Origin of the sequence: Paenibacillus sp. SZ31, assembly GCF_012912005.1 — a bacterium.
Classification (GTDB): domain Bacteria; phylum Bacillota; class Bacilli; order Paenibacillales; family Paenibacillaceae; genus Paenibacillus.
Window position 1 is genome coordinate 1 of record NZ_JABBEA010000003.1, and the last position, 12,550, is coordinate 12,550.

Consider the following 12,550-nt stretch of genomic DNA (forward strand, 5'->3'; position numbering starts at 1 on the left):
ATTAGCTACCGTTTCCGGTAGTTGTCCCAAACTTGAGGGCAGGTTGCCTACGTGTTACTCACCCGTCCGCCGCTAACCATCAGAGAAGCAAGCTTCTCTTCAAGTCCGCTCGACTTGCATGTATTAGGCATGCCGCCAGCGTTCGTCCTGAGCCAGGATCAAACTCTCCAATAAAGTATTGAAAAGAGCGATATGCTCATTTTGAATCTGACGATTCATTGTGAATCAAAAGTTACTATCCATTTGTTCAGTTTTCAAGGAACTTGTATGTCCGTTTATGTTCATGTTTGTCAACCGGACAGGAATCTTATCATACCATGTTAACTAACTTACTGTCAACACTTTGTTTTCGTCACCGTTCAAATGATTTCGACAATCATTCGCTTGAGGCGACAAGAAATAATATATCATGTTGTCATTTATTTAGCAAGCATTTTTAAATTACCTTATGACTATCTTAAAATCTCCTTCAACCGCATCTTTCCTCCAGCCTGTATTCGACGCACTAACACATTGTCCGAAACAAAGATGAGATGCCCTTAAGTGCACTCCGTATCAAAGAAGAAACAGATCATTTCTATAGTACTGACTTATATAACCATAATTAATTAAGGATCTTGATGGAGTTTAGCTAGGCCTCCCGATCGGGATGCCGACCCCTGCCCTACTATTGGTTTGAAGAAAGTGATCCAAAAACTCTATAATAAGGTATATAGATATAGGGATAAGGATAAGTAGTCAAGTGTATTACTTCATAAGAAGCTTATGAACAATCGTTTCACCATCTCGCAATCCCTTTACACAGATGACGCACTCCATTCACAGCTGGCTATTACATATCAAAGTTCTGAATAAACTCATTACTAACCTATATGGGGTGATCGCACTTGAAACAATGGTTGAAGAACAGGCGTAAAGGTTACGGCAAAAAGTTGGTTTCCATCCATGCCTGGAATGCCTGGATTGTTGTAATCCTTGCTATATCGGGTCTTATGCTGGTAGGTGGCTTTTGGCGAGAGATACTCGGAATCGGACGTGTGTGGTTAAAATGGCTGCATATCATCGTTGGGTTAGCTATGCTAGCACCCGTGGTATATTACTTGATTTTGGCCGGAAAGCACTGGAAACAACTCCGTAACAGGCCATGGCAGAGGGTGAATACTATAGTCGTTCTCGCCCTGTTGGTGGGATGGCTCCTCTCAGGTATTGTATTATGGCAGTTTAAGCTAGCTGGGCCACGTTGGTCGAATGCTGCACTTTTGATCCATGACCTGCTGACTTGGGTGGGTTTACCTTATATTATCTATCACTCCATCACTCGGACCAAATGGTTAAAGGACCCTGCACGACGTGCGGTTAAAACCACTACAACTTCAACACGAACTCAAAATACAGCTGATCCATCTGATTCAATATTGGATGAAAAAGAAACTCCGGCTGCTATATCTTCTTCCCAGTTTCATCGCAGTTCCGAGAGAGATCCCCTCAAATCAGAGGAGCGACCACAACCTGTGTATACACGTCGAGCTTTCATCCGTTCTGCTGTAGGGGTTGGTCTCGCCGTGACTCTTGGTCCTACTTTTATATCCTGGGTAGGACGAAATCTCAAGATCGATAACAGTATTGATAGTATGCTGGAGAACGATCCTAACCGTATGGTTCCTTTGCCACAACCGCTGTCTGCCTCTTCACCACCTATGGGAGGGGGAGCTGAAGGTCATTTCCGCGTATATACAGTTACGCCTATACCGTCCTTCTCCAATGCCAACTGGTCTTTCCGAATTGACGGACTGGTTGAACGGGCACAGGTTTGGAACTGGGAACAGTTCGTGAAGCTTGCGCGTACCGTACAGGTTAGTGATTTCCACTGTGTAACGGGCTGGTCTGTATATAAAAATACCTGGGAAGGCATTTCTCTTGCACAGCTTTTGAAACAAGCCGGGGTCAAACCAGAAGCTCATAGTGTGAAGTTTTATTCCGGTGACGGCGTGTATACGGATGCCATTACGATGGATCAAGCGCAAATGGAAGATATTATGGTAGCTGTCATGCATGATGGCAAACCTATCCCTGCGGATTTAGGCGGTCCAGTGCGACTCGTCATCCCTCAGATGTATGCCTATAAATCGGTAAAATGGTTGAATCGCATTGAACTCATCGACAGCGAACATATTGGTTACTGGGAAGAACGAGGATATGATAAGGATGCCTGGCTTACAGGCGCATCTCAGCGCATCCCTAACAATATTAGTGGATCCTGATCGGTTAAGACTAGTGAGTGATCATTCGTTGTAGAACGTAAATCAATAAACAACAAAAGCCCCCGATCACGTATTCGTGTCTTCGGGGGCCTTTTTCTTTTTCCTCATATGAACTCTCTAATTAAATCGTTAATCTTGCTGGGGATTCAAAAGACGTACAAGTTCGTCCTCATCCTCAATCGTAGGAATACCAAGATCATGGGCTTTGGTTAGCTTACTACCTGCCTTCTCTCCGGCAATCACCAGATCTGTCTTTTTCGACACACTGCCTGTCACCTTCGCTCCGAGTGCTTCCAGTCTTTGCGTGGCCTCTTCCCTGGTCAGTTGGTGCAACGTTCCGGTCAGTACGACGGTTTTGCCACTGAAGAAGGAATCTTCCACAACAGCTACCGCTGGTGCCTCAGGTGCCTGAGCTTTCACGCCCAAGTTGAGCATTTTCTCAATCGCAGCCTGTGTAAACGGATCTGCAAAGAAGGTCACGATACTTTCCGCCACAATACCACCGACATCTGGCAGTTCAACCAGTTCTTCCACGGTTGCATTCATAATGGCGTGCAGATCTCGATAATGATCCGCAAGCATGCGCGTGGTCGATTTACCTGTGTTCGGAATACCCAGTGAGTATAAGAAGGAAGCCAAGTCTCTATCTTTACTAAGCTCAAGCGCAGCGATAAGGTTGTTCGCTTTCTTTTCCCCAAAACGCTCCAGCTTCACCAGATCATCAAACTGTAACGTATACAGGTCGGCAGGCTCACGTACGTTCAATTCGTCATACAGCTGAATCGCTGTTTTCTCACTGAACGTCTCAATGTCCATCGCATCCCTGGAAGCAAAATGGGAAATACGTGCCACCGTCTGCGGTTTACACGCCAGTCTGTTATTACAGAACAGATGCGCTCCACGTTGCTCCAACGGGAATCCACATGCCGGGCATTGCTCAGGGAAGACGATCTCCTCGCCATCACTCTCCTCTGTCACTTTACCCAGAATTTCTGGAATGACGTCATTGGAGCGACGGATAAAGACCCGTGTGCCCAGAGCGAACTTCAGATTTTTGCGCTCAATATCGCCGACATTGTTCAGAGTACAGTTCTGTACCGTTACTCCGGCTAGTTCAACCGGTTCTACGCGTGCCAGCGGAGTTACTTTGCCAGTACGACCCACATTCCATACCACAGCGTTAAGAACCGTCGTGGTCTCTTCAGCCTCGAATTTATATGCTACCGCCCAGCGAGGGAACTTATCGGTATAACCCAACACTTCGCGGGTGCGCATGTCCGTAATTTTGATAACGGCTCCATCGATCAGATAGTCCAGTTGACCCCGGTTCTCTTGAATCGCGGCCAGTTGTTCCATCACATCATCAAACTCTTGGAAGTACGTGATAGATGGATTCACTTTGAAGCGGTTCTCACGCAGGAAGTCCATCATCTGCTGATGATTGGCAAACTGAATGTCATCCGAATAACCTACATTATAAAAATATGCATTCAACCGACGCTCAGCCGTCGCCTTCGGATTCAGGTTGCGGAGTGCTCCCGCTGCTGCATTACGCGCATTCTTGAGTGGCTCTGCAGCTGTCTCATTGTATCGATCCAGGACAGACAGATTCATGATGCCTTCACCCTGTACTTCAATCGTGCCGTTGGTGTAAGGAATTTTGAGCGGAACAGATCGGATCGTTCTCACCTGTGCCAAAATCCCTTCGCCTACAGTACCGTTACCACGGGTAGAGGCTTGTACCAACTCACCGTTGGTGTAAGTCAGGTTCAGCGTCAATCCGTCAAACTTCAACTCAATGACATAACCCGGTTCCGGTAAAGGCGTATCGGGATTTTTACTGTTATAGTCATTAATCAGTTTCAGTACACGGGTGTTCCAGCTACGCAGCTGCTCAATATTCTGTGCTTTGTCCAGACTCCATAATGAGGATAAGTGGCGATGAGGGGTAAACCCCTTGAGCAGTTCGCCGCCCACACGCTGTGTTGGAGAATCAGGCAGAACCATGCCGCTTTCCTGTTCCAGCGTAACCAGTTCATCGTACAGAAGATCATACTCCTTGTCGCTGATCTGTGGCTGATCCATCGTGTAGTACTGATAATTATGCTGGTTCAGCTCGGTAACGAGTTGCTCCATCCGGTGCATTGGGTCCATACAGGGCCATCCCTCCGTTAATTTGATCTATGTAGAACGAACACTCCTATTGCACGTGAACTGCGATAACATGCAAAAGGAGGTTTCGTCCAAAATTATTCTACTTTCGTAATAGGGGCAAAGCCGGCAAGCAGACGTTTCACACCAACCGGAGCCGGGAAGGCAATCTGCAGTTCGGTATCATTACCTGTCCCTTTGACCGCAACAATCGTGCCTGTCCCCCATTTGCCATGCTGCACTTTGTCTCCTGCCTTGAACCCTGCTTCACCACTAGAAGCTGCCGGCTTGGAAGCAGATGATGGCGTAGAATATGTTGGGCGGGTGACACTTGTGGTCACACGCGAAGTTGGCGTGGATGAGGTAGCGGATGAACCGCTCTTGCTTTGGTGATCGAATAGCTTGGTGCCACCACCGAAGTTACTTCCTCCACTAGAACCTAGTCCACGTCCACCATATGAGCCGCCTCCGCTACTGCCACGTCGGTAACGATCACGAGCCATCGAGGTGTCTTCCTTGAGCTCATCCGGAATTTCATCCAGGAAGCGGGAAGGCGGGTTCGCTGTTGTACGTCCAAACAAGGTACGCATCTGCGCACAGGACAGGAAGAGTTGCTCTTCTGCACGAGTAATACCTACATAAGCAAGTCGGCGTTCTTCCTCCAACTCTTCATTGTCCATAAAGGCACGGCTATGCGGGAAGACCCCTTCCTCCATACCCACGATAAAGACAACTGGGAACTCCAAACCTTTGGCGCTGTGCATGGTCATCAGGGTAACAGCATCGCTCTGATCCTCTTCATCATCGTTCATGCTGTCGATGTCAGCAATCAATGCAAGATCGGTGAGGAACGAAACGAGCGTTTTGTCTTCATTATTTTTCTCGAATTCCATCGTTACCGACAGGAACTCTTCAATGTTCTCCAGCCGTGCTCGGGATTCGAGTGTATTTTCATTTTGCATCTCAAGACGATATTGGCTCATCTCAAGAATCTTCTCGGTCAGCTCAGTTACAGACAGGTATTCTACCATCTGATGCAACGCAGCGATCATGTCATAGAACTCCACCAGCGCATTACGCGTACGGCCAGCAAAACCAAGATCGTCCACGACCTGTAGCACACGGAAAATAGAAATTCCACGCTCTCCTGCTGCAGCCGCGAGCTTCGCTACTGTTGTATCCCCGATGCTACGCTTAGGTACATTAATGATCCGGGTAAGACTGATATCATCGTCCGGGTTGGATAACAGTCGAAGGTACGCCAAAATGTCTTTGATCTCTTTACGATCATAGAACTTGATGCCGCCGACAATCTGATACGGAATATCAGACTTGATCAGAATTTCCTCTATAACCCGGGACTGGGCGTTGGTACGGTACAAAATAGCATGGTTCTGATAGGATTTGCCGTTCTTCACATTTTTACTAATCTCGGAGGTTACAAAATACCCCTCATCATGTTCGGAATCCGCACGGTACACCTTGATCTTCGAACCGCCCTCTTTATCCGTCCACAGTTTCTTCGGTTTACGCCCTGTATTCAGGCCGATTACTTCGTTCGCTGCATTCAGGATATTGGAAGTAGAACGATAGTTCTGCTCCAGCATAATCGTATTTGCTTCAGGGTAATCTTTCTCAAAGTTCAGGATATTGCTGATATCCGCCCCACGCCAGCGATAAATCGACTGGTCACTATCCCCTACAACGCAGATGTGGTGGTGACTGTCAGCGAGCATACGGCACAGCATGTACTGTGCACGGTTCGTATCTTGATACTCGTCCACGTGAATGTACTGGAATTTCTTTTGGTAAAAGTCGAGGACTTCCGGCACTTCCTTGAACAGTTGAATGGTCTGCATAATGAGATCGTCGAAATCGAGCGAGTTGTTTGCTCTTAACCGTTTCTGGTACATCTTATATACCTTAGCCACAATACCTTCGAAATAGTCTCCCGACTGCTTCTCATATTGCTCCGGACTAATCAATTCATTCTTGGCCGTGCTCATCATCGATTGAACTGCTTTGGGTTCGAATTTCTTGGTATCGATATTCTGGTCTTTCATACAGCTGCGAATAACAGATAGTTGGTCTGATGAGTCCAAAATACTGAAGTTGGAGGTAAAGCCAATACGTTCAATATCACGGCGCAGAATACGCACGCACATGGAGTGGAAGGTGGATACCCAAATGTCGCGGCCTTGTGAGCCACCTACGAGTTGGGATACCCGGTCTTGCATCTCACGAGCGGCTTTGTTCGTAAATGTAATCGCTAAAATGCCCCACGGGGGTGCTTTCCGTGTTGCAATGAGGTAGGCAATCCGGTGTGTTAGCACCCGGGTCTTGCCGGAGCCCGCTCCGGCCATAATCAGCAGCGGGCCATCCGTCGCCTCGACGGCTTGCCGTTGAGGGGTGTTAAGTCGTGCAACGGCATCATGTATATTTACAGGTTGCATGCATGCATGCTCCTTTCGTTGGTTGGTCAGTATAAGTGATCTATCCATTACACTTGGACTTCGATTGCAGCAGCATCTTCCGATCGTCGTTATCCCCAGATTTTTTGATTCCCTTTATCAAAGGGAAAATCCGGTGATAAATACGAACACTTCGTTTCTTCAGATTGCTTCTGCACTCTCCGTTTCCGTGTAAACATAGTCCCTGTATACGAATTTCTTAGTAAAAAAAGAACAAAATCAGGTAATAGAAATATGCTACTTCTCTCCTCTTCGTTCTCGTGTAAATGACATTACGCTCATATAACTTCTTTAATTAGTAAGGGCAAAGTTCTATTTTAACAGATCATCAGGGGAAAATGGGGGATTGGTAAACTAAACCGATTAAATGGTTCCTTTCACGGCCAACACCGTCTCAAGTGCCTTATGCAAATCGCTGTACACAATGTTACCTACCACGACAGTATCTGCCACCTGGGCAGCTTGCGTGGCTTTCTCCGGATCATCAATTCCGCCGCCGTAGATGAGGTGTGCCCGATCCAGTTGTCTGTGTGTCTCCCCAACAAGCTCCATATCTCCGAACGTTCCGCTGTACTCCATGTACACGATTGGCAGATTGAGTAGACGCTCCGCAGCCTGGGCGTATGCCACCGCAGCTCCTGTTGTCAGTTCCGTATCTGCACCAGTCAACCGCGCTACCGTGGAGTTCGCATTCAGGACGATATAACCCTCGGCAATAAGCAGATCCCAAGGAATAAGATAACCATAACGCTCTATGGCTTGCTGGTGGTGCCCAATCATCCATTTGCTGTCCGTTGCATTCAGGACCATCGGGATCAAATATCCGTCAAACCCGGGAACAACAGCCTCCAGATCGGATACTTCAAGCACACATGGCAATTCATAACGACGCACTCGGGACATCAGGTCTACCGTGTTATCATAAGTAATTCCCGAAGATCCGCCGACGATAATCCCATCGGTCCCCGACATGCAGACCAGATCGAGTTCTTCGTCCGTAATTTCCCGGTCCGGGTCAAGTTTAAATACATGTCTCCACTGCCTAATCATGTCTATCAACGAACATTCCTCCAGAGGTTCTTCTGCATCCTAGAAAGCTTGTAAACTAAGTCTAAGTCAGCAGGCAGTGAGTGTCAATGTTCGTATAAAAAGGGGAACAGAAAAACATGGGTTTTTACGGCTTCCAGGCAAAACGTGTATTCATCTCATCCAGTTCCTGCTCCGTCAGCACGTCTGAGTATACCCCGTACACGCCCCACTTCTCATAGTTAGCCACCTGTTCAGTGTCATTGATGGTATGCACGTAGGTGACTGAACCTGCACTATTCAGCTTGGCGACGAAATTCTGGTTTACTTTATATTCCGGCATGGTAACCGCATCAATATCATTCTTTTGTACAAAATCAACAACCTGAGCTTCTGTATCCTGTGTGGCATATAACGTATATATGATAGAAGGGAACGCATAGACTTCTTTCACCGTTTCAAGCATCGGTTCATTATAGATCTGTACCACCACCCGATTCAGCACGGAGGGATCATGTTCTTTGGCTGCATCCACCAGGGACTGTAGCACCTGCTGAATGTCCTCGTCCTTCTGTTCCTTGGTGTCGGTTACGATATACATATCCGGATACTCGGCCAGTACATCTATAATGCCATCGGCATCCATGGGTTGATACATACCTAAAATAGGCGTATCCATGAACTCATCATGTGTCAGCGCCCCGGCTTGTTTATCCTCCGGAAGCTCTTCGTCTTGTCCTAGCATTTTGCTCATATTAGCAGTCCACTCATGTCTGGCCACAGCTTTACGATCCGATGTCAGCATAAAGTCGATCTCAAATACACGTGTGCCTTTCTCGTAATTGGCAATCATCGCTTCATAGGCGTTGGTGTATGGTTGATCACGAATGCTACCCATGGCATGGGCGATTAATCTATAAGCAGTAAATCCGTCCCGTTGTTCTTCACTCTGGCTTTCATATGCGAAAAAAAGTGTACCCACGGTAACGATTAGTAATGTTAAAACGGCGGCAATGCGTTTCATATAGCATTCACATCCTCAGTACCTTTTTGTTAGCTAACTACCCGAATTGAGGAGGTGCAAAACAAAACAGCCACCCGGAGGCGGCTGTTAAATGGTGGTATGCAAGATTAAATGAATTGTGAATCTCAGTAAGCATTCTTAAGGCCTTTGCGAATAGTCTCCCATATGATTTTGATATCAAATAATAAAGACCAATTTTCAATGTAAAAGATATCTTGTTCAATTCGATCCTCAATTGAGGTATCTCCTCGTAATCCCTTGCTCTGTGCCAGCCCCGTGATTCCTGGGCGGACATGGTGTTTGATCATATATTTCGGTATTTCGTCTCGGAATTGATTCACATAGTAAGGACGTTCTGGCCTAGGGCCAACTACACTCATATGACCAAGCAAAACGTTAAAAAATTGAGGTAACTCATCTAGACTTGTGCGTCTTATAAAAGTGCCAAAAGCCGTTCGTCGCGGATCATTCTTGGTGGACCACCCTGTGTCCATTGTGCCCTCAGGAATGACTTTCATCGAGCGGAATTTGAACATCATGAAGTTGCGTCGGTTAAGTCCTACTCGCTCTTGTTTGAAGATGACGGGCCCAGAAGAAGTAAGTCGTACTCCTACCGCGACAACGAGCATTACCGGAGAAGTTAAGATGATCGCAGTAAGAGAGAAAAGAATATCGAAAGTTCTCTTCATCAATCGGTTCACCGCAATATCCAGTGGAATGTCGCGAACGTTAATCATGGGCATACCTGCAAAGTTATCAAAGTGAGGTCTTGCTGGCAAGTAATCGAAGAAATCCGGAATAATCAGTGTACGCACTCCCGCCTTCTCACACACATTGATAATATGTGAATACTTATCGTGAGCATCCAGAGGTAATGCCAGAATGACTTCATCAACAAGATGCGTAGACAAGAACTCTTCCAGTTCGTCTATTCGGCCGAGAATAGGTTTGTATCTTTTCTGTTCACTCTCATCCCAGTGACGATAATCATCCATAAACCCAGTTACTTCGTATCCAAGTTCGGGATAATTTCTAAGGTTATCATAGAAACGTTTACCTAGTGATCCAGCACCAAGGATGAGCACAAACTGACGGTTAAATCCTTTTTTACGCAAGCGTTTCAGTTGTACTTTCACTATATAACGATAGAACAGTGTGAATGATACATTGCCAATCATATACATGGCGAGATATGCACGAGAGATGTTTACTTCCTTGAAAAAGAACATCAGGCTCAGCAACATGAAGAAGGCTATACCATGAGATTGGAGAATTTTCCAAAGTTCGTCTACAAATCGTTTTTTCCGCTTGGCTATATAAAGAGAGGACATCAGTCCTGTGATGATGGCAAGAACTGCGTAAACCAAGCTCCACATCATATATTTCTCTATAGGTAGTGGATTTTGGTTCGTTAACAGGTCACTCTCAAATTTCAGCCACCAAGCCAGCAAGAATGAAAGCTGAATCACGCCAAAATCAGCCGCAATATACAATTGGGTTAGAAATCGTTGATTACGCCGAATCATGGGTTCACCTCGGAAGATGCTTCATTCTCCGCTCTCAGGCGGGTTTCAGTCCGCACTTGACGGGAAGGAGGAGACAACTTGCTGCGTAATAAAGATAACGTAAACTTGAGTGAAATTCCCATCCACACAGCTGTATTAATGAGTAGATTGTACTTACTCGCGTAGTGTTTGCGGTGGAACACCCACATCGCTCTATGAAACTCATACGTTATTTTCAAAGGTTTACGACGAGCACTGCCGCCCTTGTAGTGCACAATATATGTACGCGGATAATAAAAAATGCCCCAGCCCGCTTCTTTGATGCGGTAACACCAATCAATATCTTCTCCATACATAAAGAACGTCTCATCCAACCCACCCACCTGGTCAATTGTCTCTCGACGTACAAGCATGAATGCACCGACTAGACAGTCCACCGGATATTCATCATCCGGGCTCAAATGTCCCAATTGATATTGATTAAACTTGGGCAGATCGGGGAAAAGTCGAGAAATACCGAATGCATAATAAAATGAGGCCGATGGTGTAGGAAATCCACGCTTACAAGCCTTATCCAAGGAGCCATCAGGAAGAATCACCTTACAGCCAGATGCGCCCATCTCAGGATGGCGATCCATGAAATAGATCATGGTGTGGAGTGTATCTGGCTGGACAACCGTGTCAGAATTGAGGAGGAGGATATAGCGTCCTTTGGCTACTTCCATTCCTTGATTATTGGCTACGGCGAAACCTGTGTTGTTTTGATTAGCTACAAGTTGGACGTCCGGGTAAACCTCACGAATCGCTTCCACAGAACCATCATGAGACGCATTGTCTATGACAATAAGCTCGTATTGGTAAGAGGTTTGTGATGCATAAACCGATACCAGACAGTCCAGTGTTAGCTGGCGTGTATTATAGTTGACGATGATGATACTAGCGTCAAGTAGGTATTCATTATTCATTTTCGATGCCTCCGCAAAGGAGTATCTGTTATTTGAAGCATTTTAAAAACTCCTGACTTTATCTCTATGTTTAACTATTGAAAGTATAGCATATTATGGGCGAATAAGTGGAATCAGGAGCAATATCTAGAGTTTATACTTTCCTCACCACGTACATAAGCTTAAGAACAACGTCATCTAAAAATGCCTGACGGTAAAAGGGCATTTTAACCGTATAACCAATTCTTTTAACTCCATTGCACTCCAGTTGATTTAAAAATTGTTGCAAATTCTTTTGCTGCTGCGAAGGTAACTTATCTCTATAGATTTCCAAGAATAATCTCGCTTGTTTACTCAAAATCGAATGATTCTTTCCATTCACGAAACGGTTCCACCTGTTCTTCCATTTTATGAACCATGTATCATTGCTCCCGCCAAGAACATTCCCTTGATGTTGCCGATACAAAATGGTTGTTTCTTCATCAAAGATCACTTCACCAAAAGAGCTAACAAAAAGATATATCCACCAATCATGCATGATGATGTGGGTTAGATCTGAAGGGACATTCGCCCTGATCTGCTCGAATGTGACTGGGTTAAAGACCATGGTACAACCAACACAACAGTTTTCTACCAGAGCATTATACATGCTGAGCGGTTTTGGAGGCAGATGAGGCCATACGTTCAGATGATTCAAATCCTGATCCACCATCTGTGTAGAAGAACAATACATCAATGGTACGCCCGATGGTCTGGATTGCAATTTCTCTACAGCTCTACTCAGTTTATGAGGTAGCCACACATCATCCTGATCACAGAATGCGTAAAAGTCGTATATTGGCTGCGTTTGACGCATCAATTCAAAAAAACTTCCGATTACGCCTACATTTTCACCTTCAATCATACAAATCTGATCCGGATATGCCTTGGCATACCCAAGAACTTTCTGGACAGTTTCATCAGAAGAACCATCATCCCTGATATGAATGTGGAGGTCTACCTGACTCTGTGCGAGAAGACTTTCGAGTTGTTCATCAATATACTTTGCTCCGTTATATGTAGAAAGCATGACACATACTTTAGGCTGGTTCACGTTTCACCTCAAAAATTAACTTTTCTTCATTATATACGAAAACTCCCGCTCAGAAATAACAGAGCGAGAGTTACC

At 45.7% G+C, this 12,550-nt stretch carries 8 protein-coding genes and 1 rRNA gene; 1 reads left to right on the forward strand and 8 read right to left on the reverse strand.

Annotated features, from left to right (window positions below):
• Positions 1–174, reverse strand: a 16S ribosomal RNA gene (locus tag HF638_RS07605); the annotation flags it as partial.
• Between the two features lie 713 nt (positions 175–887).
• Between HF638_RS07605 and HF638_RS07610 the strand changes: the two genes are divergently transcribed.
• Positions 888–2,261 (forward strand): molybdopterin-dependent oxidoreductase, encoded by a 1,374-nt coding sequence (locus tag HF638_RS07610; protein WP_169479689.1) that lies wholly within the window; start codon positions 888–890, stop codon positions 2,259–2,261.
• 129 nt (positions 2,262–2,390) lie between these two features.
• Here HF638_RS07610 and ligA read toward each other — a convergent pair whose 3' ends face one another.
• The 7 genes from ligA to HF638_RS07645 form a co-directional block, all read right to left on the reverse strand.
• Positions 2,391–4,415 carry an NAD-dependent DNA ligase LigA gene (gene ligA, locus HF638_RS07615; RefSeq protein WP_169479690.1) on the reverse strand — a complete coding sequence of 675 codons (2,025 nt, stop codon included), beginning with the start codon at positions 4,413–4,415 and terminating at the stop codon, positions 2,391–2,393.
• 95 nt (positions 4,416–4,510) lie between these two features.
• Entirely contained in the window at positions 4,511–6,865 is a 2,355-nt protein-coding gene (gene pcrA, locus HF638_RS07620) for a DNA helicase PcrA (RefSeq protein WP_169479691.1), read from the reverse strand.
• A gap of 381 nt (positions 6,866–7,246) precedes the next feature.
• Positions 7,247–7,942, reverse strand: coding sequence for a heptaprenylglyceryl phosphate synthase (pcrB, locus tag HF638_RS07625; RefSeq protein ID WP_169479692.1), 696 nt, complete (start codon positions 7,940–7,942; stop codon positions 7,247–7,249).
• 115 nt (positions 7,943–8,057) lie between these two features.
• A complete protein-coding gene (locus HF638_RS07630; RefSeq protein WP_169479693.1) occupies positions 8,058–8,933 on the reverse strand; it encodes a phosphatidylinositol-specific phospholipase C/glycerophosphodiester phosphodiesterase family protein in 876 nt (291 codons plus the stop codon).
• A gap of 125 nt (positions 8,934–9,058) precedes the next feature.
• Positions 9,059–10,459 carry an undecaprenyl-phosphate glucose phosphotransferase gene (locus tag HF638_RS07635; protein ID WP_169479694.1) on the reverse strand — a complete coding sequence of 467 codons (1,401 nt, stop codon included), beginning with the start codon at positions 10,457–10,459 and terminating at the stop codon, positions 9,059–9,061.
• Complete coding sequence (locus HF638_RS07640) at positions 10,456–11,403, reverse strand: glycosyltransferase family 2 protein (protein ID WP_169479695.1); 948 nt, start codon at positions 11,401–11,403, stop codon at positions 10,456–10,458. Before HF638_RS07640 ends, HF638_RS07635 begins: the two co-directional genes overlap by 4 nt.
• A gap of 133 nt (positions 11,404–11,536) precedes the next feature.
• Positions 11,537–12,475, reverse strand: a complete 939-nt coding sequence (locus tag HF638_RS07645; protein WP_348982084.1) for a glycosyltransferase family 2 protein — start codon at positions 12,473–12,475, stop codon at positions 11,537–11,539.
• Positions 12,476–12,550: the final 75 nt, after the last annotated feature.

What these genes read in the sequence shown, in the direction of transcription:
- ligA (WP_169479690.1), bottom strand. Translation starts at nt 4,415, where the DNA reads ATGGACCCAATGCACCGGATGGAGCAACTCGTTACCGAGCTGAACCAG.
- pcrA (WP_169479691.1), bottom strand. Translation starts at nt 6,865, where the DNA reads ATGCAACCTGTAAATATACATGATGCCGTTGCACGACTTAACACCCCT.
- HF638_RS07630 (WP_169479693.1), bottom strand. Translation starts at nt 8,933, where the DNA reads ATGAAACGCATTGCCGCCGTTTTAACATTACTAATCGTTACCGTGGGT.
- HF638_RS07635 (WP_169479694.1), bottom strand. Translation starts at nt 10,459, where the DNA reads ATGATTCGGCGTAATCAACGATTTCTAACCCAATTGTATATTGCGGCT.
- HF638_RS07640 (WP_169479695.1), bottom strand. Translation starts at nt 11,403, where the DNA reads ATGAATAATGAATACCTACTTGACGCTAGTATCATCATCGTCAACTAT.